A 23,122-nucleotide genomic window follows, 5' to 3' on the forward strand; every position below is an offset into this window, starting at 1 on the left:
ATTAGGTTGTTCAAAAAGTCCGGTAAAAATGACACATCGAAATTTGGTCCTTTTTATCCTCCCTTTGAACACGCACTTTAATATAGCGTACCACCAGTGAAATAAAATACGTCTTTTATTCACTGTAAATTTCTGGTTTCAGCACGCCGATATAAGGCAAATTACGATATCTTTCTGCATAATCCAACCCATACCCGACAACGAATTCATCCGGAACTTCAAAACCAATGATGTCTGCTTGAATTGCTGCTGATCTGCCAGATGGTTTATCCAATAACGTTACAATCTTAATTGATCTTGCTTTTCGATATTTAAATAAATCAACTAGGTAGCTGAGCGTTAAACCACTGTCAATGATGTCTTCTACAATGATTAGATCCCGCCCTTCAACCTTTGTGTTTAAATCCTTCACAATTTTTACTTCTCCGGTGGAACGGGTGCCATCACCATAGCTTGACACATCCATAAAGTCCATTTCCAAATGGATGTCCGTGTGACGAATTACATCTGACAGAAAAGGCATTGCTCCTTTTAATACGCCAATTACAAGCGGAAATTTGCCATCGTAATCTTCGGATAGCTGTTTTCCAATTTCTTGGCACTTCGCTTTAATTTGTTCTTCTGTAATTAGGGTATGGTCAATCTCACCATGCATGTTATCTTGAAGCATATTAAAAAATCCTCCTATAAAGTGAAACTTTATTTCAGTGGGAGTTTCCTTTTTGCCACTGAAATATGAACGACGTCCCGGGACTGTAATTCCTCATCCCGCCGGCTTTTCCCGGACGCCTTATGTGACCTGCTTCCTGTAGGTCCGGAATGGGCTGTTGTACTTTGGCTATTCTCACATTTAAAGATGAGGTGGTTGAAAGCCATTAGTACACGATAAATTCCCTTTTTCAAAGTTTAATTGTATAATTGAGCCTTTTTCCTGCTGTGGATCCAACTGACTTTTCTTTAAGCCGATAAGCCATAAAATTTTGCCTTTAGCATCCGTTACGATTGGCCAGCTGTTTCTTTCACTAATAGGTATTTTAGCATCAATAAATATATCCTTCAGTTTCTTACTCCCATTAAGTCCATCCCAACTCATTCTATCGCCCGGCATTCTAGTTCTGATATGTAAAGGTAACACAACCTGCCCCGCAAAAAAGGTATGGGAATATTGGTCTTGTACGATGTGTTTTTCAACGAAGTTTGCTGTAATGGTAGAACCGCCTGGTAACACAAGTTTACCTGGTATATCCAATAAGAAAGAATAAGGTTGGTTGCTTGGGGCCTTTCTGTGATTGGAGAAATAAAATAATATTTTCCCATAAGAGTTTTCTAGCTTTAAATCATTTGGAAAATCAATTTGAGTATTTCCATCATCACGTTGCAACAAGGCAAAAAACTGTTCCTCATGTATATAGGATAGGTCCTTTGGTACGTCATTGTATAGATAGTTTAATATTAGATGAAATGCACGCCTTTGTAAAGCTTGGGCACGGTTTTTAAACAAATTCCCATCGAGTATTGCTGTCTTGTTTTCTGCATGAAAGGTAATGAGTTCCTCGACCATTTCTCTGGCAGCTTTACGCAGGTATTTTTCGTCCTCAGCAAGTGTTTCACTTAGATGTTGAGTTGTACGATGTATATTGTCATTTCGATCTTTAATTAAAGGTACGACTTTGTTTCGATAATAGTTTCGTGTGTAGTCGACTTCATAATTTGTTGAGTCCAATCGCACCTCAATTTGATTTTCTTTGCAATAGACTTCAATCATATGCTTGGTGATACAAAGAAAAGGACGAATAATCATTCCTGTAGAAAACGCACGCTGTACTGGTATGCCTGTCAGTGCGCTAGAAGACGCAGTCCGCGTAAGCTTCATAAGCATCGTTTCTATCTGGTCATCGCCGTGATGTCCAAGTGCTAAATAATCTGCATCATAATGCTCCATTTGTTCTCCAAAAAACTGATAACGGACCTCACGGGCAGCCACCTCTGTGCCCAGCTTATGCTTCACCCGGTATGCTGGCACATCCACTGAAGCACCTGCAAACACTATTCCCCATTCGTCACAAATTCGTTTCACATAATGTAAATCACTTAACGACTCTTCTCCCCTGAGTTGATGGTCAACAGAAGCAGCAATCACAGTTAATTTCCACTCTTTTTTGATCGTCTTCAGAAAATGGAGCAGAGCCATCGAATCCGGTCCACCTGATACACCAACAATAACGGTTGCACCTTTCTTCAGTAATTGATGTTTATTTATAAATGAAAGAACTTCTTGTCTCATAACTTGCCATCCTTAAGCACCAATTTCGCTAAAAACATGGAAATATACATGTTTGAAGAGATCTGATGATGAAGCATCCACTTCATTATCTATACCCTATTATACGTTTAGTTATCAAAAAAGTAGAGAGAAAAGATAATACATTAATGCAAGAACTCCAATTCCGCCTGACTCCATAAATAGATGCTTCCATGATGCTTTCGGTTTTTGCTTATGATAAAATTCACGCTTTTTAGCAGCATTTAAAACCTGAATTAATTCTTGTTTCATTTCTGCACTGGATGCATATCCACTTTTTAAAGCCTTTTTTAAGACGCTTCGATAGGGAATCAAATCGTTAACACGGTCAACTTTTTTAAATAGCAATTTTTCTGTTGCGTCATGCTCTTTCTCAAACCGGTTTGGGTAATAAATCGTTAAAAAAACCATAACAAAAGCAAAAAGATCGTAGCTCGGTTCCGCCCTTCTTGAACCCAGTCCCCAGTAACCACGGTCATAAAACTCTGTATACTCCTTAATGGCTCTGCCAAGCTTAGTTGTTCCTCCGACATCAACCCATCTCACTGTCGGTGGCGATGATACTACTAACAGGTTTTCCGTCTTTAAATCACCAAATATCCATCCTGTTTGATGCAGCTTCTCCAAATTCTCCAAAAGCTGCAGCATAAAAACACCAATCCAATCCTTCCCATGCTTTCGGATAAAACTAACCATCGTCTCCCCCTGTAAGTACTCCATAACGTAAAAAGAGTACGTACTGCCCATCGGTGAGACCCAATCATCCACATCAAGCAAAGAAGGCCCAAGACGACTCCCTTGGACCTTCTCCAACGATTTTAACACATTTACCTCCACCGTCATCGATGTGCCTTTGTCACTGATTTTCAGTGCGGCAGGTCGGTCGCCATAGTTGCATAAATAAACCGTTCCAATCGCTCCCGCTCCCAGTTTTTTCTGTATAGTATAGGTTTTATGGTGCCACTTTCCTTTAATCTGGGATCCTGGTCTTAAATCAATACCCTGTTTCTTCCATACCCGATTCATCTTCATGTCTGAAGCTCCTTAATAAACTTTTTTTACCGAATTGATACATTGCTTCACGAATCGCGGGTCCTGTTGGCGTAATTCCTCCACTAGTCAGCTTAGGAAATACGGTTGAGATTGTATCAAGCTTCGGTGACCAATCAAACACCTTTTGAATATCCTTCCGTTTTCCTGGGAAGCTATAAATACAGAACTTGTTTCTGCCAATCCTTGAATTTAAGCTAATTGATAGATCAATAAGCGCTTCCTTCACTGTTGGAAGCTTATTATTCATGCTTGCACTTGTATCTACGAGAACAAGCACTTCTAGATCACTCGTCTCTCCTAAATCTTCCACAACCTCCATAATTTCGCCGCGCTTCTCTGGATCTAAATCTTCTATGCCTTGGTCTGAACCAAGAATTTGTCTTAATTCCTTATTCACGAACCCTTGCAATGTTTGATTCATTGCCTGTTTTGTTACCATTTGAACGGTCTGGGATAATGATTCACTGTACACAATCTGACTGACCCCACCACCTGATAAGGCTATATCCTCTACCTCTTGCAAGCCATCCGGGCTTTCTGTCTGATCATCTTCCAGTATTCCAATAACATTAACCGTTATCCCTTGCTGATAAGCGAGCGCTGCAGTTGCAGAAGGATCTTCTCCCTTATTTGAACAACCATCTGTCAGTAATAAAATTTGTTTTAACGATCCATTTTTCAAAGCCCTAACCTCCTATTTATTCCATTACCATCATCACCACAATGGAAAAAGAATATACATAGAAAGATAGAGTAAACATGAATCGTTTTGCTTCATTTCACCGGATTATGACAGAGCCTTTTTTCGATAGATTGGAACTGCTGCCCACTCCGGTTTATTCTTCGCAATTTTAGCAACGAGGACAGTCATATCATCTTTAATTTCTCCTGACCTTGTCCGAATAACTTCCTCCAAAAGGAGATCTGCTACTTCCTGGGGATCATCTGTTGCCATCTCTCTAATTTTCCGTTTCAGCCACAGATCAACATTTTCCACATGTCTCGGTCCTTCAAAAATACCGTCACTCATCATAATCAGTAAGTCCTCTTCATGCATCTGTTCACTTACAATATCGACTTCAAACTCCTGAATAATCCCCATTGGCAAATTGCTTGCCTCTATTTTAATCATCTTGCTGCCTCGTTTAATAAAGCTTGGCGTTGATCCAATTTTCAGAAATCGAACAGAGGCATCATGCAAATCCATTACAGATAAATCAAGTGTTGCAAACATTTCATCTGTTGTGCGTAGAGATAGGATTGAATTAATCGATTTAATTGCGACCTTCTCAGGAATCCCTGTCTGTAAGATTTGCTGTAATAAGCGTAAAGTTTCCATACTTTCTTCTCTTGCTCGTTTTCCATTCCCCATCCCATCACTGATCGCCATCGCAAATTTCCCTGCGCCAAGCTCAATGGTAGTAAAACTATCGCCTGAAACTAGTCCACCTCCCTTGGCTGCACTCGCTGCCCCTGTCTGGATTGTATATTCCTTTGCTGATCCGAATGCCAAATGACTATATCCATTCGGGAACGGGGAAATCTCTTCCTCTTTTACAATAATCATCTCATTCAAAATATCCGATAATACAGGCGCAATTAATTTAGCCCCTTCTCCTCTATATTCGTAGAAAGATGCAGTTATTTCTATATCTACATTACCCTTTTCCAATTGATAAATATCCACCTTCTCAAGCTCAATCCCCATATGTTTTAATGCATGGATAATTTGTGTTTCCTGTAATTCATGATGCTGGCGCTCCTTCAAAATTTCCTTCGCAAAGTCATCCATCACTTCCGAAACACCTTGCAGCTGGTCAGCAACGAGCCGTTTACTCTCCAACACCTGTTGCCGCAGCTTGCGATTTGCTTCATAAAAGGTCATCTCTTCTTTCATGGCTTCTACTACTTTTCTCGATTTCACACAATGGTTTTCAAATTCCCGCATCACTTTTCGATTCGGCTCCTGCCCACTCGTAATATCTTCTTTCATCTCTTCCATGTATGAATATGTTTGATCAAATGCCTTTTGCCAGCACCTGTCTTTCATAAAACAAGTTTGACATGTTTTTTCTGTCACCTGGCTCAGAAAATAATCCGTTTCACGTTTTGCTTCCTGTTCACTGGTTGATGCTGCTTGCGTTACTGAGAAGCTTTTTGATAGTGCATGAAATACTTCGGAAAACTGTCCAACTCTTCTTGCTGTCACATTTCGAACCTTCTGCAGATACTGTTCTTGTTCATGGGTATATTCTTCTGTTCCAGGTATATATCTGGAAATTCTGCTGAACCATGATGCTGGAGTCAGGAAAAACAGCAGAATTGCAATTGATGATTCCAAAAGAGATGGGATTAACGTCACAGCATCGCCATAGATACTAATCAACCCAGTGCCAACAAGTAAACCAATGCTCGTCCCAACCTTTTTACCCTCTTTCAGTAAACCACCAAGCAACCCTGAAAAGGCGAGCAGACTCATTTGATAAAGGTTCGCCACATTTGCGAGCGATAAGATTAGACCTGCTACAACACCAACCGTCGACCCAATGGCAGCGCCACCAATATATGCAAATATTAAAACGAAATATCTGGAAAAAATCTGTTCAGCAGACGCTCCATAAATTTGCCAGCCAATCATTCCTGTCAGTACAGAGGCAATTAAAATAATCATGCAGACAATCTCTTCATTTTTTAGTACAGGTTTATATCTTTTTGGTGATAAAAGCGGAATGCTTTGCATAAATATCAATACAAGAACGGCTCCCAGGACACCTTCTACTGCGAGCAGCAGCCATTCGTAAGATGTAATAGTGTCACGCACGGAGTACAAAAACATTTTTGATAATGTTGTTGAAGCGAACACTGCCAGTGGTAAGACAACTTGTTGATTTTTCAACTGCTTTCCCAGTGCTGCAAGGAAGATAAATACCAGCATAGCAACCCCGATAAAAATCGCATGTGTCATTGAGTAGGTTAATGCACCTGCTAGGACAGCAAGCATCGATTTAAGGCTCTTTTCCCGATGAACGAACCACATGGAAGCAATAAATGCGATTGCAAATGGTGATACAGCAGATAAAATAACAGCTCGTCCAAGTAAAAATCCCGCGAAATAGAAAAGCCAGCCACGTTCAAGAAGAATGCTTTTCAGCTTCAAATACATTCCTTTCCGCCATTTACCCTTTTGTCCCTCTTTTTCTACTCCAAATCCTCGTGATTCAACCCTTGGAATTGATTCCATCATCGTTTACCACTCCTATCTTTCAGAATAGTAAACCATATTATACTTTCTTTTTTTGTCAAAAACGCAGAGCTTATTCAAAAAATCGTTCGACTGCTTTTTAGTAAACTTGGCATTTACCAAGTAAAGGGGGAAATCTTTATTTTTATATGTTGGATTTAGCTTTTCATCTGCTGGCAAAGTTATCCGCTGATAAATAAATGGATAGGGAGCGGAATTTATCGTGATTTTTTTGCCGAAATGGCTGAAGTTGTGAAGGAAAATGAAGAACAAATCCAGAATTTATCTGAAATAGATACGAAAAGTCACTTTTCATTAAAGTATTTCACAAATTCTATTGACATAAATGAATTCCTGTTGTAATATACTTTTTGTTGACTTATTTTGGCGGCGTAGCTCAGCTGGCGAGAGCGTACGGTTCATACCCGTGAGGTCGTGGGTTCGATCCCCTCCGCCGCTATCAAAAAAAACCAATCGGATATATCATGCCGATTGGTTTTTTTCGTATTTGAAAGAAACTCCGGATTAATGATTATTTGTTTAATCTGAGCAACGATCGCCTTCGGGGATTGCTCCGGGCGAATGCTCTCCGTGGCAACGGCTTCAGCCTCTCCGGAAGAAAACCACTTCCTACGAGTCTTCAGACACGTGCTGTTTCCACAGGACAAAGAATGCTTCGACAGCATTTATATCCTATTTTCGAGGAGTCATCGCCCTCCACTCACCCAGACTGGTTAGAGCAACATTTTATTTTGATAAACCATGTTCGTATTAGCCAGTTAACCAGTACTAGTTGAGGAAACACACGAAGACTCCTGCTGAAACGTGGCCAGAGTGAGACTTCGCAGAACAATAGTTCAAGAAGCGTCAGGTCACCCTAAGATGCGCGTAGTGTGTTTCCGAAGCGGGTATACGCACAATCTCTCAATGCACACTAGTTAGAGGTTTATATATTTTCCGTATAAAAAAAAGACTCTTAAGCAGGAGTATAACCATAATCAGAATCCAGTCATTTTGGAAAAAGTTTCGGGCAAACAAAAAACAGGCCCAATCATATGATCAGCACCTGTTTCATTTATATTAGAGCATTGTCTATAGACAGCAACTGCTATCCTCTTCTAGCACCTCGACCCCCGCGTTTGGATTCAGTGTGCTTCTTCAAAGAGGCTAAGCGATCCTCTGAATCTTTAAGAAAACGATTCATTTTTGCTTCAAAATTTTCTGTCCGTTCTCTTGTACTTTTTTGGCGCACTGGTCGATCCTTTGCCTTTTTAATAGATAAACCAATTTTACCATCTTTCTCAACATTAATGACCTTAACTTTGACTTCATCGCCAACAGTTAAGTGCTCATTAATGTCTTTCACATAGTTGTCAGCAACCTCACTAATATGGACCAATCCTGTTTTGCCTGCTTCTAGCTCTACAAATGCTCCAAAATTAGTAATTCCGGTTACTTTCCCTTGCAGCTTGCTGCCTACTTCGATTGACATAAAAAAAATGCTCCTCCTTAAAAGATTAAATGTAGTTCTCATATAGTATATTCATCAACTGAAAAAGTGTCAATAAGAGGGGTCTTCATTCGGGACTTTAAAAATCAATTCCCCTTTTTTCGAGAAGAAATAATTCGTACGCGCAATGTCAAGCACATATTCCTCATCATTAAGCAGTTCAATTTCTTCAGTTAAATTGGCTTCCTCTGCTTTTAGTGCTTTAAGCTCGTCCTGTAACTGTTCGTACTGCTCTATCTTCTCTGCTTGAAGTACACGCTGTTTAATATGGTATGAAGTCAGGCCCCCAATTACAATCGCTGCTACGATAGAAAATAACACAAGACGACGAATTAACCGCTGCTTTTTTCGTTTCTGCCGTTCTATGTATGCGTCGTACTGCTGCATATAATTCGAATCTAATCTTGTTACCGTTTTTTTCTTTGATGACAAGCCACTACCCCCTTTTAAACAATAGCTTTTCCAATTTCTTATATCCTTTATAACATATATTCTTCATTGTACTATAAAATCCTGCTAATTTGTGTAAATTTTTTTTAAAACCGTCGGGAATTAATTGGTAAATCCCCTTTCCAATCCATACAAATGGGGTAAGTGCTATTTTCAGTATAAAAAGTATTATTGTAGTGATAAGCGTAAACATCCAAAAGATAAGACGAAAAAGTGTGCGTACAGTCCAGGAAATAGGGGAAATAATTAATGTGTGTAATAAATTGCTAAAAAAGCGGTATACTGCCGCTGTAATACGAATCATCCATTCCAGCAGCCGTTTATACGTCGATTTCGCAAGAACTTGATATATCGAAAATCCGAGTAAGCAGGCCAATATCACATAGACCCTAATTTCCCCCGCATTCACACGGAATAATACATACAATATAATTGCAGTTTGCGTCAGCCAAAAGCTGATTTCTAAAAAGTAGGTTATAAAAACCCTTCGTTTCCAATAATATGTCAGCCGGCGAAAGGTTTCTTGAACAATACCCAAATAAAAGCCACTTAAAACCATTGTGATCATTGTTAAAAACTGGATACTCAGGCTCATCGGAACAGCTTGCTAAAGAATCCTTTAGCTTTCTCCTGCTGCTGTTCATCCACATAGGAAAGCTCATAGATTTTACCTTTTATTGTTACAATTCCTTCAGTCACATCAAGATTTTTCAGCTGCAAATTCTGCCCTCGAATAATTAAATAGCCCATTGTCGTTTCCAGCAGAAATTCTTCATTATCAAAACTGTCCACTTCTTTTACACCGGATATCTCCAAGTTCTTTCGATTATTCATCTTCACCGTATGCTCTGTTTGCACTCGATTAGCCGTTTCTTTATTGTTATCATAATAGTTCATAGAAAGCCCTCCTTATCACTATTAATTTATGATAGGAGGGACAAGTATAGAACTCTATTCAGCTTTTTCTTCTTTCACAATGGTGTAGAGTGTTTCTGCTTCATCCTTCTTCACTGTTTCTCTTAGGTCGTTCACTTTTACCGTTACAAGCTTTTGCCCAAAACGAATAATAAGCTCGTCTCCTTTAGAAAGGACGGTTGAAGCTTTTGCCTGATTGCCATTTACGGTGATTCGTCCTTGGTCAGCTACTTCCTTTGCTAACGTTCTTCGCTTAATAATTCGAGATATTTTCAAAAACTTATCCAAACGCATGATCATCACTCTCTTTCTTTTGCTTTTGCTTCATCCCAATAAGCATCCATTTCTTCAAGACTGGCTTGCTTTATATCTATACCTTTTTTCTTAAGCTGTTCTTCAATATACGTAAAGCGTGATTGGAATTTTTTATTTGCCCGGTTTAATGCTATTTCTGGGTTAACTTTATAATACCTTGCTAGATTTGCCAGCACAAATAATACATCACCAAATTCATCTTCCATTTCTCTTATGGTGTCCTTTTCAATTGCTTCCTGGACTTCTTTTAATTCCTCATCAAGCTTTTCCCACACACCTGAAACGTCTTCCCATTCAAAACCGACCTTTGCTGCCTTCTTTTGCAGTTTAAAAGCCTTCGCAAGTGATGGAAGATGGTTTGGAATGCCGTCCAACACAGAGTCTCTTTCCTCACCTTTTTCTGCCTTCTTCAATTCTTCCCAATTTCGATTAACATCTTCAACAGAATTGACCTTCGTATCTGAAAATACGTGGGGGTGACGATAAATCATCTTATCTGTAATTGACCGAATCACATCGTCTATCGTAAAGTAACCATCATCCTCACCAATTTGGCTATGAAGAACGACGTGCATTAGAATATCTCCCAATTCCTCAATGATATTAGAATCGTCCTCAGCATCAATCGCATCAATAAGCTCATAAACCTCTTCAATGCTATATTCCCTTAGTGATTCATGCGTTTGCTTTCTGTCCCATGGACAACCTCCTGGAGCTCGTAATATTGCCATTACCTCTCGTAAGCGATCGAACTTGTGGTGCAATAAGTTTTCGGGAGCCGGCGGAATATAGACACTCGTTAAATTGCTAATTTCCATCGTGTGATCCAGTTCTTCTAAAGGAACTTTAGTTATTTTTTCCTGGGTGCTGCCTGCAGCTTCGATAATAGTGACTTCATAATCCGGCGGCAGATCCTCAAGCAGAGAAAGCTTTACTTCCGAGGCAACAAAGCGATCATATACTTGGCAAAAAATAATATGATGTCGGTAATCCAGCTGATTTCGAGTAAAGGAAGTACCATCTACAAATTGAAAGCCTTCAATCGGGTCAATTTTTAACGAAGTAAATAAATCATCTAAGTAGCTTTGGCCACCAATCACTTCGACCTCAGCTTCTGTCTGCTCTAATAATAGCTGGACCGTTTTTTCTGCAAGCATTGGATGACCTGGAACAGTATAAATAATTGTGTCTGCTTCTTTCACCTGCTCCATTAAAGTGCCCGTTATCCGATCATATACCGCACCGAACTGCTCCTCTTCCTCATACATATGGTCAAAACCTTGAAACCGCACACCTTCATCCTGTAAGGACTCAATAACTGGATGGTCTAAGGTCCGAGTATAGATAATCCCTTCTGCCTGTACTAATTTTTTATAGATGCCAAATGGCAGTTGATTCACATCACCGGCACCGAGGCCAATAATTTCGATTTTACTCATGTTTCTTTCCTCCCTTTATAAAAATGGATAAATAACTCTGATTTCGGCAGCATTCGAAGCTCTTCTTTTGTAAAAGCCCGAAAACGCAGCAAACAAATGATAAAAATCATCCCTCCAGCTACTGCAACAAATACAATATATATGAGCAGGGCAAGACGGGAAGCATACAGTTGAGCTGAAAATAGCCTATCCATAATGGCTATAAAAGCAAGCATTGAAACACTTCCGATAATAAGTGCTGGAAAACGAATCCTTTCAAAAAATCGCAGGTCTGGCAACTTCCTTCTTAACTCGTACATAACAAGCAAAAGGAGGACTAATAAGCTGACTACCGTAGTTATTGCACTCCCTCCTATTCCCCATATCGGCACAACTAATTGATTTCCAACCCATTTTACAAAAAATGCAACAAGTATAAATCCAGCTGTTCGTTTAATGTGACCTAACCCTTGAAGGATAGATGCAGCTGTGATTCCTAATGAGCAAAGAAAGATGGCAGTTACGAGTACCTGCAATGCAAATGTACCTTTTTCATTCTGGAATAATAATCGATTCGCCTCTGGGAAAATAGCGATTAATCCAATTGTTGCACCGATAGCCAGATAAAAACTAAATAGCATCGCACCTCGAATATACGGATAAAAGGTGGATGGTTCGTCTTTTAGCTTCTGCCTGGAAATGGATGGGAGCAATGCCAATGCAAAAGATGAACCAAGTACAATTCCAAGCTGAATCAATGGCTGACCACGGTCAAATATTCCTTTTGCCTCCATTGCTTCCACCTGTGTTAAGCCATATGCTCTCAGACCGGGAATTAATGTGAATGTATCCGCAAACTGAATAACGAGCAGCACCATATGATTTAATGCAGCAACAATTCCAAGTATCAGCAACGTGCGCACATAATAATTCCAGGGTATTTCGTAACGCTCTTTTGAATATGGGCGAAGCTTCAGAGTATAAATAATTAAAATAACAATAGCTGCACAAGCCCCGCAAATAGATGCAATTGCAGCTGCCAGCCCCACCGCATATAAAGAATGACCTCCAAAAGCTACATATATTGCAGCTGCGATAATAATACATACACGAACAACCTGCTCCATCATTTGTGAATAGGCGGTCGGCTTCATTTCATAGCTTCCTTGATAAACACCTCGCAGCAAGGCAGTAAAAGGAACAAGCAAGAAAGCGAATGCTGCTAACCGATATGTATGTTTTAAATGAGAATCACCGACCCATTCAGCAATTGAATCCGCATTTAAAAGGAGAAAAAGAAATATGGCTCCATTGAACGCTGTTAACAGCAAAAAAACAGGAATATAAAAACTGCGTATAGATAAGCTTTTACCTGCTGCTTTTAATTCAACGGTCATTTTAGAAACCGCGGATGGAAATCCATATAATGCAAGCATCAAGGCAATTCCGAGGATCGGATAGACCTGCTGATAAATATAAAACCCTATATCGCCTGTCAGGTTCTGTAACGGAACCCGGTAGCCCGCACTTAATACTTTACTGATGAGGCCTGCTAGCATCAGCAGCAATGCGCCTTTCACCAGTTTGTTTGTTTCATTCTCATTCATTCGTAAGCGCCCTTTAACTTAAATTTTCTACTAGTATACCATAGGTTAAGAGCCAAATAATGACTGGAAGAGGTATCAGAGGTTTAATCCTGTAATGCTCTACTTCGGTTATTTATCTGCAAACTTCCACTGATAACATAAAAAAAACTGTCTCTGAAAGGATAAAAAGTCCTCTTAAGAGACAGCTCATATGAAATTAAGTACTATTCCATTTGTTTGGCCAAGAACACGGCAGCAGTTTCAGCAGCTTTCTGCTCTACTTTGCTGAGCTTTTCCTCTTTGGAAAATATCATGACACAACCAATAGGGTCTCCATTTGCAATAATAGGGCTAATACAGTAAGATTGCAGCTCTTGCTCTTGTCCTTCGATTACCTCTAATTGCGTGGGATCGACTTCAAATATTTGCGACCGTTTATCAATTGTTTGGGTTAATGGATCGCCAATACTTTTATTTAAATAATCCTTTTTCGATTCCCCAGCAATTGCAATAACTTCATCTCGATCACTGATAAGTACTGGTGAGTGAAGCGAGTTAAACAATGCTTCCGCGTACTCTTTGGCAAAGTGCCCTAATTCATTAATAGGAGAATATTTCTTTAAAATAACTTCTCCTTCCCGATCAACGAAAATCTCGAGCGGATCTCCTTCACGGATACGTAGCGTTCTTCTAATTTCCTTTGGAACAACCACTCTGCCTAAATCATCAATTCTACGTACAATTCCTGTTGCTTTCATCTCTAAGCAGCCTCACTTTCTAATGATGTTTACTCATGTTCTTTTGTTTGCTTAACGTGTAAAAATCACCAGGTGTGGTTTTAGTATAAATCATCCAAAAATAACTATACATTCCATGGGAAATATATTTTAGAAGAAGTCCATTTCTATTTTGAAATCTTAATTTATTTATCCCGATCAACACGGTTTAGTTTTTTAATAAACGCTTCCACGAGATCATATCTGCTATGCTCGGTTTCACTCGTCCACTTAAAGGAGATTTTCAATTTATTGTTTTCCGTACCTAAACCGACATTACGTCCAAACGTATTCGCCACTTCAAATAGCTTTGAGCCATCAATTTGCTGACTGCGTGCATCATCGACAAGAATGACAATCTTTTTATTCCGTTCTGTAATCGACTCGACACGTTCTCTTTTTGCATACATTTTTAGCGAAGAGACTGTAAAGAGATTGCTTACTTCTACTGGATAATCGCCAAACCGATCAATTAATTCATCCCTCAGCTCAGAAACATCTTCTGCAGTATCCATCGCTTGGAACTGCTTGTAAATATCAATTTTTTGTTTCTCATCTTTAATATACTCATCTGGAATATAGGCATCAATCTGCAGTGCCAGCTCAGGTTCAAATGGTGTAATATCCTCCATTTCCTTGCCAGCCTTTCGTGCATCAATAGCGTCCTTAAGCATTTGTGAGTACATATCAAACCCAACAGAATCAATGAACCCATGCTGCTGTGCACCAAGCAGGTTACCTGCTCCACGAATGGAAAGGTCACGCATCGCGATTTTGAATCCTGAACCAAGTTCTGTAAACTCTTTGATTGCCTGCAGACGTTTTTCAGCTACTTCTGTCAAAACTTTATCCTTTTGATACGTAAAGTATGCATATGCAACACGATTCGAACGTCCAACACGACCTCTCAATTGGTACAATTGACTAAGTCCCATTCGATCAGCATTGCTGACAATCAGTGTATTAACATTCGGAATGTCAACACCCGTCTCAATAATCGTTGTACTGACAAGAACGTCATACTCTCCTTCCAGGAAACCAAAAATAACATTCTCAAGCTCTGTTTCATTCATCTGACCATGGGCAACAGCAATTCGAGCATCATCGACAAGCATACCAATATCACGAGCAACCTTGTCGATGTTTTCAACGCGGTTATAGAGATAGAATACTTGCCCGCCACGTGCCATCTCACGTTCAATTGCTTCTCGGACAAAGAGCGGATTATGCTCCATCACATAGGTTTGTATTGGGAACCGATTTTCCGGTGGTGTTTCAATAACAGATAAGTCACGAACACCAAGCATTGACATGTGCAATGTTCTTGGAATTGGTGTTGCTGTTAAAGTCAATACATCAACATTCGTTTTCAGTTGCTTAATTTTTTCTTTATGCTTTACACCAAAACGCTGTTCCTCATCGACAATCAGTAAGCCTAAATCACGATATTCAACATCCTTGGATAGGAGACGATGTGTACCTATTACGACATCGACCGTTCCTTGGCGAACTCCTTTTAACGTTTCAGTTTGTTGTTTTCTCGTACGGAATCGGCTCAAAAGGCCAATATTAATCGGATAATCCTGGAACCTTTCGCGAATTGTCTCGAAATGCTGCTGTGCCAGAATCGTTGTTGGAACAAGTAATGCTACTTGTTTTCCATCTGCTACTGCTTTAAATGCTGCTCGGATTGCTACTTCTGTTTTTCCGTAACCAACATCACCACAGAGGAGGCGATCCATTGGCCGCTCTCGTTCCATATCCTGCTTAATCTCCTCGATACAACGGAGCTGATCATCTGTTTCCTGATATGGGAAGGATGCTTCAAATTCGCGCTGCATTTCAGTATCCTCAGAAAATGCAAATCCTTTTTTTGCTTCTCTTTCTGCATACAGCTTGATTAAATCATCTGCGATATCTTCAACAGAGGATTGGACCTTTCGTTTCACTTTAGTCCACTCTGTTCCTCCTAGCTTATACACTTTCGGTTCTTTACCTTCTGAACCGACAAATTTCTGTACGAGATCAATTTGTTCAATTGGGACAAATAGCTTGTCATCTCCAGAATACTTGAGCAGCATATAATCTTTGTGCAGATTATTTACCTCAAGCGTTTCGATTCCAAGGTATTTTCCCACACCGTGATTTGCATGGACGACATAGTCACCGACTTTCAGTTCCTGATAGCTTTTAATTCGTTCTGCATTGGAAATCTTTTGTTGCTTGCGTGTACGCTTAACACGTTTCTTGAATAGTTCATTTTCTGTAATAATGGAAAGCTTGTGCATAGGGAGTTCGATCCCGCTCGTAATATTTCCAATCGCTATTGTCGGCTGATCTACTGGCAGCCTTAAGTCTGAGGCAATACCTGCTTCAATATCATAATCTGCTAATATGGAATGGATTTTCTCTGCTCGCTCTTCATTCGGAGCCAGAATCACAACTGAGAAGTCACTCTTTTCCCATCTTTGCAGCTCTGTTTTAAATAAATGCATTTGTCCATGAAATTCCTGCATCGCTCGTGATGATAAATTAATAATATTCTGTGGCTGCGTATTTGGTATATGACGTAAAAATACAGACATATAGATTCGCTGCTGTCTGATCATATCCACAACTGTATCCCAATCAAGAGAAAACCTGCTTTTTTGTACCATTTGGCCAGATTCAAGCATACTGCTATACCATTCTGCCTCTTCCATATCCAAATGTGTTGCAGTTTCTTGAATCCTGCTCATCTCATCCAGTATGATAAGACCATCCTGATCGAGGTAATCTAATAAACTAGCAGGGTTTTCATAAAGAAAACCGATGTATTTATACATTTCATGAAAGCGTTCTAAATTCTTTAACCGACTTATATCCTGTTCAATAACTTCCATCAGCTTTTCTTTCGCATTTGATGCTTTCATTTTTTTTAGTGTTGCAGCATATGCTTCCTCAAGTTTATTCGATGCTGCCAGGACATCTTCGTCCGTCAGCAATAATTCTGTAGCGGGGCCAATCGTAACATTCTCGACCCGATCAAGCGACCGTTGTGTTTCTGCGTCGAAATAGCGAATGGAATCAATTTCCTCATCAAATAGTTCAATACGAAATGGATGCTGTTCGGTAATTGGGTAAATATCAATAATTCCACCACGAAGACTGAATTCACCAGGCGTAGCAACCATGGAAGTCCGTTCATACCCCATATCTACAAGTGAAGACAAATAAGCATCAATGGCTATTTCCTTCCCGGTTTCAAATTTGAGCTGATATTTACTCCAATAGTTTTTAGGAGGCAAAATTCGTTTTAATGCCGCTACCGGCGTAATAAGAATACCTGATTTCTTGCCAGACCACGCTGTCAGTGCTTCAATCCGCTGACTGCGAAGTTCTGGACTGGATATCGATATCTCAGAAGCTATCAATTCATTGACGGGATATAAATGTACATCATCTTCCCCCATAAACTCCGATAGGTCATCATATAGCTGCTGGGCCTGTACCAGTTGGTGCGTTACCAAAAGCACAGGCCTGTTAATCGATTCATTGATTACGGATACAAGCATGCTCCTTGCAGAACCTGATAGGCCCGCAATTAACTGCTCACGCATCCCGCTGTTAATTCCATCAATAATCGACTGGATATCTTCCTTTGATTGTAAATATTGATTAATACCCTTCATCGTCAAACTCCTCTTAAACATGTATATAAACGATTGTTCAAAAAGCTCGCTGAAAATGACATATCGAAATTTCTTCGTCGAAATTATGGTCCCTTTCATCTTCCTTTTGGCATCGCATAATAAGCGCAAAAATGCCTTGGTTTATCCAACCAAAGCTTTTGCTGCTTATGTTATTGTATAAAATAATCCAATTCATGATAATTGGGATGCTGTCCTAGAGCATGCTCACAGTCTTCACAAATCGTTTTTATTTGCATATTTCCATCTCCATCATAATGGATCATTTCTTCTTGTTCTTTCTTGTTTAATTGATTTAAACCCAGCATTGCTGTATCGATAACCTTCTGCTCCAGCTTTCCAATGGTTTGCCCGCAATGCCTGCACCGATATATAATTGTCATAAATTTATCACCCCGAATAAACATTCAACTGCTAGTAAAAGTTTATCCTGCTGGGCTTATTTTATACATTTACTTAGAAAGCTAATCTCTATAAGCTTATGTATCAATTATTATAATCATTCATTACTTCAATAAATGCTTTCCCTGCTAACCATGATTCACAAGCATCTGCCGCCTGCCCGATACTATGCTCAACATCTGCCTTTTCCTCTTTCGGAAAAGAGCCAAGCACGTAGTCCACCACGGGGATTGGTGATACTGGTCTGCCAACTCCAAGGCGAATTCGTTTAAATTCCTTTGTCCCTAAATGAGCTATCGTTGATCTTACACCATTATGTCCACCATGTCCTCCTTTTTGGCGAAGACGAATTTTCCCTGTTGGAAGATCTAAATCATCATAAATTACCAGAACATCTTCTAAATCAACATCATAATAATCCATTAATGGACGAATGGACTCACCAGAAAGATTCATATATGTCTGCGGTTGAAGAAGTATAAGCTTTTCACCTGTGTAGTTCTCCAGCGCATAATCCCCTTTAAATTTTGTTTTATCCAATTTCCAATTATGGCGATTTAATAATTCATCAATCACCATAAAACCAATATTATGACGTGTTTTCTCATATTTTTTACCAGGATTCCCTAATCCTACAATACATTTCATCGTAACTTCCTCCTAAAGAAGGATTCAATACAACAACCCCTCCTACTAAGAATATACTACCAGCATCTTAAAGGAGGGTACATGTTGTTATTTCATATCGTTGTTATGCTTCTTCTGATTCCTTCTTCTCAGAACCAACTACCTCTGGTTCAGCATCTTCATCTGAAGCCTGTTCAATATCTTCTACCGTGTCAGGTGCTACAATTGTAACAACTGTTGTTTCCGGGTCTTCTAAAATTTCAAAGTTTCCTGTAACTTTTAAATCGCCGACTGTTAGGCCTTCCCCTAAACCAAGCGAGGAAACATCAACTGCGATTTCTTCAGGAATATCACCTGGTTTTGCGCGAACCTGGATTTCATATAATGGCTGCTGCAAGACTCCACCTTCTTTAGAGCCTGGTGCTTCCCCATCTAACCGAATAGCTACAGCTACGTCCATTTCCTGTGACATATTTACTACATAGAAATCGACATGAATTAACTCATCTTTAATTGGATCCATTTGATATTCATGTAACATAACATCAACCGAGCTATCATTTTCGATATCGAGTGAAATAATTGCGTTTCTCCCCTCGTCACGAACTGTCTTTAATAACTCGACACTATCGACTGCTACATTCTTTGATTCTTTATTTTTCCCGTAGACTACTGCGGGAACTTGTCCACTTAGTCTAACTACTTTATTTGCTGATTTTTTAAGACTTTCCCGTTTCGCTGCTTTTAATTTTACTGCCATGTTCATCATCCTCCAAAATTTTTAATCAAGCGCAGTCACTGAATCCGTAGCAAAATTATGCTAACCGTTGTGCTTTGCCTTCGTTCATACTTTATTTCTAAAACATAAAAACAAATATGTGTAAATCACGGAGTTAAAAAAAACTGTCAATATAATTAATTCCCGAAAATCGGTCGATCTAAACCATTAATCAAATAAGATACTTACAGATTGTAATTCATGCACACGCACGATAGCTTCTGCTAAGAGTGGTGCTACAGATAAAGCACTAATTTTATCACTATGCTTTTCTTCCGGAAGTGGAATACTATTCGTAATGACAAGTTCTTTAATCTGTGAATTGTTAATCCGCTCAATTGCTGGACCAGATAATACAGGGTGTGTACAACAAGCATACACTTCTTTCGCTCCATTTTCTACTAAAGCGTTCGCAGCAAGTGTAATTGTTCCTGCAGTATCGATAATGTCATCAATTAAAATAGCCGTCTTTCCTTCAATATTGCCAATGATATTCATGATTTCAGCAACGTTTGGACGTGGTCGTCTTTTATCAATAATTCCAATTGGAGCTTTTAGGCGATCTGCCATTTTACGCGCACGTGTAACTCCTCCATGATCTGGAGAAACAATGATCAAATCATCAAGCTGTTTTTCTTCAAAGTAATCGGATAGAATTGGGACACCCTGTAAATGGTCGATTGGAATATCAAAGAAGCCTTGAATTTGTGGTGCATGTAAGTCTAGTGTAATCACGCGATTTGCACCCGCGGTTTCGATTAAATCTGCAACCAGTTTAGCTGCAATCGGTTCACGTGATCTTGCCTTACGGTCCTGCCTTGCATACCCATAATAAGGCATGACAATATTGATTGATTTTGCTGAAGCACGCTTTAAAGCATCAATCATAATAAGCAATTCCATAATATGCTGATTAACGGGAGCACAAGTAGATTGGATGACATAAACGTCACAACCACGAACACTTTCTTCAATATTGATTTGCACTTCACCATCGCTGAATGTGGATACGGTACATTTTCCTAGTGTCGTTCCAATATGAGCAGCAATATCAGCTGCTAATTTAGGGTTGGAATTCAGCGACAATACCTTCAACGATGAATCCTTATAGCTAGATGCCATGAAATATAACCTCCGTTAATCTTTTTTTCTATTTTTAAAATTTGCTGCGTAGCCGTCTTTATTCGTTTGTCTTGCTCTTGCGATGGATAAGGCATCTTCAGGGACATCGTTTGTGATTGTAGATCCTGCGGCAACATAAGATCCTTTTCCGATCGTTACAGGTGCGATGAGATTGGAGTTACAGCCAATAAATGCATCGTCCTCAATTGTTGTCAAAAACTTCTTTGTTCCATCATAGTTTACTGTTATTGTACCACAACCAACATTCACATTGCTTCCTACATGTGCATCACCAATATAACTTAGGTGTGATACCTTGCTGTGATCACCAAGTGATGTCTTTTTTATTTCAACGAAGTTACCTAGTTTTGCGTCATTTCCAATTGTTGAGTCTGGTCTGACATGCGCGAATGGACCAATATTAACACGGTCCCCAATCTTACTGTCATTTGCCACGCTATGCTTCACAACTGTGCTTTCGCCAATATAACAGCTGTTAATCTCGCTATTGGGACCAATTTCTGCATTTGTTTTAATTGTCGTCGTTCCTTTTAAAACTGTTCCTGGATGTATAATAACATCAGACTCAATCACAACATCTGGCTCAATGTATGTATTATCTGGGTCGATAATCGCAACACCGTTTCGCATATGCATTTCATTAATACGCTTTTTCATTGTCTTTTCTGCCTGTGCAAGTGCAACTCGATCATTAACCCCTAATGTTTCATCAAAATCAGGTGTTAAATATGCACTTATTTTCTTGCCTTTGTTTCGCAAAATTTCGATGACATCCGGCAAATAATACTCGCCTTGTGCGTTATCATTCGATACCTCCTGCAATGCAGCAAAAAGTGCCTCATTATCAAAACAATAGGTTCCCGTATTGATTTCGTTAACAAGCAGCTCTGACTCATTTGCATCTTTGTGCTCAACAATACGCTCTACTTCGTTCGATTCATTCCGAATAACTCTGCCATAGCCTGCTGGATTCTCTGTCTTTGCTGTCAAGATTGTAGCACTTGCACCTTGCTGTTCATGATAGGCAAATAATGCTTGATAGGTCTCTCCAGTGATTAAAGGCGTATCACCACAAGCAACAATAGTTGTACCTTGTTTATCTTTCAGTAAGTCCTCTGCTTGCAATACCGCATGGCCTGTGCCCAGCTGTTTTTCCTGTATTGCAAATTCACTGACGTGCCCAATATGCTCTTTTACCTTTTCGGCGCCAAAGCCAACTATAGTTATCATTTTATCTAAATTAACGGTATTTAATTGATCTATTACATGCTTTACCATCGGACGTCCAGCGACTGGGTGTAACACTTTATAAAGCTTTGATTTCATTCTCGTCCCTTGACCCGCCGCCAAAATAACAGCATAACGATTATTCATAAGGTAACCTCCAGGTTTTCTAATTATCCATTTTAAAATATATCGTAAAAAACGTTTGATTTCAACAGGTTAGGGGGAGGAAATCACTTTGAGCGGAGCGAATGAACCAATGGCATTTGTCAAAATGAGGTTAGTTGGATACTAGGGAAGCATCTTAATAAGTGGTGGATGCATACTTTCTATTTATGTGTCAACATTTACCAAAAGAAAAAAGGCTAACCCTTAAACAGATTAGACCCCTTTTTAATATAATCATGACGATTTAGGAAGCTCCCGCCTCTTCGTATTTAACTTCACTTTCTCCTGCCCGGCGATATTCTTCCAGCACCGCATCCTGAATTTTAGAACGAGTACCTGAGTTTATCGGGTGTGCAATATCGCGAAATTCGCCATCAGGAGTTCTTTTAGATGGCATTGCCACAAACAGTCCGTTATTTCCATCAATGACACGGATGTCGTGGACTACAAATTCCTGATCTAACGTAATAGATGCAATTGCTCGCATTCTGCCCTCTGTATTAACGCGGCGTAATCTAACGTCTGTTACTTCCATGATGTTTCACCACCTTTTCCCATTTGAACTTACTGTAACTAGTTCAACAAAAGAAATAAAATTCCTGCTTAAAATATAAAAAAAGTTAAATATTTTAAAAAAGGATATTTTTTAGAAAAAGGTGGTTGGCCTTTCAGAACTCGTTCTATATCAATTGGGGGGCATTTAAAAACTGGCAAGGTCTACAAAATTACCTGCTTGTATCTCAATCGTATGATGTCTTATGTCTACATTCGATATTTTGACAAGTGATGTGTAATTATCAACGATTCGTTCTTCTTCGTCGTCGTCTGCTTCAGCGAGAACACCAATCGCTTGAACACGGGCATCGAATTCAGATAACAGATTAATCATTCCAGTAATTGTACCGCCTGCTTTCATGAAGTCATCAATGATGCACACATTCGCTCCCTCTTCCAGGCTGCGTTTTGGTAATACCATTGTCTGTATTTTCCTGGACGAACCAGAGACATAGTTAATGCTTACGGATGACCCTTCTGTTACTTTCGGGTCCCTCCTGGCGATGACTACTGGCACATTGAGGAAAGAGGCCACAGCATATGCCAAAGGAATTCCCTTTGTGGCAACTGTAACAATTACATCTATATCCATTTTGGAAAACTTCGATGCAAATACACGTCCAATTTCTCTGACGGTTTTCGGATCGCCAAGTAAATCACTCATGTAAAGATACCCACCTGGTAATATCCTGCCTGGGTCTTCCAATTTTCTGCGCAGTTCCTCAATAAATTGCATATTTTTTTCCTGTGAATATTCAGGGATGTATTTCACACCTCCACCAGCCCCAGTGGATCGTTGCAAAAATCCCATGCCCTGACTTTGAAAAACAGCATGTATTATATCAAGGTCTTCACTGATAGAAGACTTTGTTGTATCACATAATTCCACAAAATAAGGTAATTGTATATGTTTTCGTGGGTTCTCCAGAAAGAAATCAGTCAAAACAACTAACCGGTTGCTTCTTTTCAT

General features: G+C 39.5%; 21 protein-coding genes and 1 tRNA gene. 1 reads left to right on the forward strand and 21 read right to left on the reverse strand.

The annotated features are described in order from the left end of the window. Positions 1-115 precede the first annotated feature (115 nt). The 5 genes from hpt to spoIIE all read right to left on the reverse strand — a co-directional run bounded on the left by hpt (position 116) and on the right by spoIIE (position 6,599). Positions 116-655, reverse strand: coding sequence for a hypoxanthine phosphoribosyltransferase (gene hpt, locus NSQ77_RS09955; RefSeq protein ID WP_339230983.1), 540 nt, complete (start codon positions 653-655; stop codon positions 116-118). Between the two features lie 195 nt (positions 656-850). After that, entirely contained in the window at positions 851-2,284 is a 1,434-nt protein-coding gene (gene tilS / locus NSQ77_RS09960; RefSeq protein WP_339230709.1) for a tRNA lysidine(34) synthetase TilS, read from the reverse strand. Between the two features lie 114 nt (positions 2,285-2,398). Further along, positions 2,399-3,334 (reverse strand): protein kinase, encoded by a 936-nt coding sequence (locus NSQ77_RS09965; protein WP_339230710.1) that lies wholly within the window; start codon positions 3,332-3,334, stop codon positions 2,399-2,401. After that, positions 3,297-4,037, reverse strand: a complete 741-nt coding sequence (locus NSQ77_RS09970) for a VWA domain-containing protein (protein ID WP_339230712.1) — start codon at positions 4,035-4,037, stop codon at positions 3,297-3,299. Before NSQ77_RS09970 ends, NSQ77_RS09965 begins: the two co-directional genes overlap by 38 nt. A 105-nt stretch (positions 4,038-4,142) precedes the next feature. After that, the gene (spoIIE, locus tag NSQ77_RS09975) at positions 4,143-6,599 is read right to left on the reverse strand and encodes a stage II sporulation protein E (RefSeq protein ID WP_339230714.1); all 2,457 of its coding nucleotides are present in this window, start codon (positions 6,597-6,599) and stop codon (positions 4,143-4,145) included. A gap of 383 nt (positions 6,600-6,982) precedes the next feature. Here spoIIE and NSQ77_RS09980 point away from each other — a divergent pair. Beyond that, positions 6,983-7,056 (forward strand) — tRNA-Met (locus tag NSQ77_RS09980). A gap of 648 nt (positions 7,057-7,704) precedes the next feature. Here NSQ77_RS09980 and NSQ77_RS09985 read toward each other — a convergent pair. From NSQ77_RS09985 to purR, 16 genes are all read right to left on the reverse strand, one after another. Beyond that, a complete protein-coding gene (locus tag NSQ77_RS09985) occupies positions 7,705-8,088 on the reverse strand; it encodes a S1 domain-containing RNA-binding protein (protein WP_339230716.1) in 384 nt (127 codons plus the stop codon). A gap of 69 nt (positions 8,089-8,157) precedes the next feature. Then, positions 8,158-8,538: a septum formation initiator family protein gene (locus NSQ77_RS09990; RefSeq protein ID WP_339230718.1), complete on the reverse strand. Its 381-nt coding sequence runs from the start codon at positions 8,536-8,538 to the stop codon at positions 8,158-8,160. Positions 8,539-8,542: 4 nt separating this feature from the next. Continuing rightward, positions 8,543-9,151, reverse strand: coding sequence for a spore cortex biosynthesis protein YabQ (yabQ, locus tag NSQ77_RS09995; protein ID WP_339230720.1), 609 nt, complete (start codon positions 9,149-9,151; stop codon positions 8,543-8,545). Beyond that, positions 9,148-9,453, reverse strand: coding sequence for a sporulation protein YabP (gene yabP / locus NSQ77_RS10000; RefSeq protein ID WP_339230722.1), 306 nt, complete (start codon positions 9,451-9,453; stop codon positions 9,148-9,150). The genes yabQ and yabP overlap by 4 nt, the downstream gene beginning before the upstream one ends. Before the next feature lie 54 nt (positions 9,454-9,507). After that, on the reverse strand, positions 9,508-9,765 hold the full coding sequence (locus tag NSQ77_RS10005; protein ID WP_339230724.1) for an RNA-binding S4 domain-containing protein: 258 nt from the start codon (positions 9,763-9,765) through the stop codon (positions 9,508-9,510). A gap of 5 nt (positions 9,766-9,770) precedes the next feature. Next, on the reverse strand, positions 9,771-11,225 hold the full coding sequence (gene mazG, locus NSQ77_RS10010) for a nucleoside triphosphate pyrophosphohydrolase (protein ID WP_339230726.1): 1,455 nt from the start codon (positions 11,223-11,225) through the stop codon (positions 9,771-9,773). Continuing rightward, on the reverse strand, positions 11,222-12,811 hold the full coding sequence (locus tag NSQ77_RS10015; RefSeq protein WP_339230727.1) for a polysaccharide biosynthesis protein: 1,590 nt from the start codon (positions 12,809-12,811) through the stop codon (positions 11,222-11,224). Before NSQ77_RS10015 ends, mazG begins: the two co-directional genes overlap by 4 nt. 203 nt (positions 12,812-13,014) lie before the next feature. Further along, on the reverse strand, positions 13,015-13,548 hold the full coding sequence (gene spoVT, locus NSQ77_RS10020; protein ID WP_339230729.1) for a stage V sporulation protein T: 534 nt from the start codon (positions 13,546-13,548) through the stop codon (positions 13,015-13,017). A 164-nt stretch (positions 13,549-13,712) separates the two neighbouring features. Continuing rightward, positions 13,713-17,237: a transcription-repair coupling factor gene (mfd, locus tag NSQ77_RS10025; RefSeq protein ID WP_339230731.1), complete on the reverse strand. Its 3,525-nt coding sequence runs from the start codon at positions 17,235-17,237 to the stop codon at positions 13,713-13,715. A gap of 170 nt (positions 17,238-17,407) precedes the next feature. Further along, positions 17,408-17,638 (reverse strand): anti-sigma-F factor Fin family protein, encoded by a 231-nt coding sequence (locus NSQ77_RS10030; protein ID WP_339230733.1) that lies wholly within the window; start codon positions 17,636-17,638, stop codon positions 17,408-17,410. Between the two features lie 103 nt (positions 17,639-17,741). Further along, positions 17,742-18,305 carry an aminoacyl-tRNA hydrolase gene (gene pth, locus NSQ77_RS10035; RefSeq protein ID WP_339230735.1) on the reverse strand — a complete coding sequence of 188 codons (564 nt, stop codon included), beginning with the start codon at positions 18,303-18,305 and terminating at the stop codon, positions 17,742-17,744. A 103-nt stretch (positions 18,306-18,408) separates the two neighbouring features. Next, positions 18,409-19,044 carry a 50S ribosomal protein L25/general stress protein Ctc gene (locus NSQ77_RS10040; RefSeq protein ID WP_339230737.1) on the reverse strand — a complete coding sequence of 212 codons (636 nt, stop codon included), beginning with the start codon at positions 19,042-19,044 and terminating at the stop codon, positions 18,409-18,411. Positions 19,045-19,230: 186 nt separating this feature from the next. Further along, entirely contained in the window at positions 19,231-20,184 is a 954-nt protein-coding gene (locus NSQ77_RS10045) for a ribose-phosphate diphosphokinase (protein WP_339230739.1), read from the reverse strand. 15 nt (positions 20,185-20,199) lie between these two features. Then, the gene (glmU, locus tag NSQ77_RS10050) at positions 20,200-21,579 is read right to left on the reverse strand and encodes a bifunctional UDP-N-acetylglucosamine diphosphorylase/glucosamine-1-phosphate N-acetyltransferase GlmU (protein ID WP_339230741.1); all 1,380 of its coding nucleotides are present in this window, start codon (positions 21,577-21,579) and stop codon (positions 20,200-20,202) included. 262 nt (positions 21,580-21,841) lie between these two features. Next, the gene (gene spoVG, locus NSQ77_RS10055) at positions 21,842-22,132 is read right to left on the reverse strand and encodes a septation regulator SpoVG (RefSeq protein WP_010648994.1); all 291 of its coding nucleotides are present in this window, start codon (positions 22,130-22,132) and stop codon (positions 21,842-21,844) included. Between the two features lie 165 nt (positions 22,133-22,297). Further along, positions 22,298-23,122: a pur operon repressor gene (gene purR, locus NSQ77_RS10060; protein WP_339230744.1), complete on the reverse strand. Its 825-nt coding sequence runs from the start codon at positions 23,120-23,122 to the stop codon at positions 22,298-22,300.

The organism is Oceanobacillus sp. FSL K6-2867, from assembly GCF_037963145.1.
Classification (GTDB): domain Bacteria; phylum Bacillota; class Bacilli; order Bacillales; family Amphibacillaceae; genus Oceanobacillus.

Coding starts and splice junctions, on each gene's coding strand:
- NSQ77_RS10030 (WP_339230733.1), bottom strand. CDS start 17,638: ATGACAATTATATATCGGTGCAGGCATTGCGGGCAAACCATTGGAAAG.
- NSQ77_RS09985 (WP_339230716.1), bottom strand. CDS start 8,088: ATGTCAATCGAAGTAGGCAGCAAGCTGCAAGGGAAAGTAACCGGAATT.
- NSQ77_RS10015 (WP_339230727.1), bottom strand. CDS start 12,811: ATGAATGAGAATGAAACAAACAAACTGGTGAAAGGCGCATTGCTGCTG.
- purR (WP_339230744.1), bottom strand. CDS start 23,122: ATGAAAAGAAGCAACCGGTTAGTTGTTTTGACTGATTTCTTTCTGGAG.
- NSQ77_RS09965 (WP_339230710.1), bottom strand. CDS start 3,334: ATGAAGATGAATCGGGTATGGAAGAAACAGGGTATTGATTTAAGACCA.
- glmU (WP_339230741.1), bottom strand. CDS start 21,579: ATGAATAATCGTTATGCTGTTATTTTGGCGGCGGGTCAAGGGACGAGA.
- spoVT (WP_339230729.1), bottom strand. CDS start 13,548: ATGAAAGCAACAGGAATTGTACGTAGAATTGATGATTTAGGCAGAGTG.
- spoIIE (WP_339230714.1), bottom strand. CDS start 6,599: ATGATGGAATCAATTCCAAGGGTTGAATCACGAGGATTTGGAGTAGAA.
- mazG (WP_339230726.1), bottom strand. CDS start 11,225: ATGAGTAAAATCGAAATTATTGGCCTCGGTGCCGGTGATGTGAATCAA.
- NSQ77_RS10045 (WP_339230739.1), bottom strand. CDS start 20,184: ATGGCATCTAGCTATAAGGATTCATCGTTGAAGGTATTGTCGCTGAAT.
- yabQ (WP_339230720.1), bottom strand. CDS start 9,151: ATGAGCCTGAGTATCCAGTTTTTAACAATGATCACAATGGTTTTAAGT.
- hpt (WP_339230983.1), bottom strand. CDS start 655: ATGCATGGTGAGATTGACCATACCCTAATTACAGAAGAACAAATTAAA.
- yabP (WP_339230722.1), bottom strand. CDS start 9,453: ATGAACTATTATGATAACAATAAAGAAACGGCTAATCGAGTGCAAACA.
- NSQ77_RS10040 (WP_339230737.1), bottom strand. CDS start 19,044: ATGGCAGTAAAATTAAAAGCAGCGAAACGGGAAAGTCTTAAAAAATCA.
- pth (WP_339230735.1), bottom strand. CDS start 18,305: ATGAAATGTATTGTAGGATTAGGGAATCCTGGTAAAAAATATGAGAAA.
- mfd (WP_339230731.1), bottom strand. CDS start 17,237: ATGAAGGGTATTAATCAATATTTACAATCAAAGGAAGATATCCAGTCG.
- NSQ77_RS10005 (WP_339230724.1), bottom strand. CDS start 9,765: ATGCGTTTGGATAAGTTTTTGAAAATATCTCGAATTATTAAGCGAAGA.
- spoVG (WP_010648994.1), bottom strand. CDS start 22,132: ATGGAAGTAACAGACGTTAGATTACGCCGCGTTAATACAGAGGGCAGA.
- tilS (WP_339230709.1), bottom strand. CDS start 2,284: ATGAGACAAGAAGTTCTTTCATTTATAAATAAACATCAATTACTGAAG.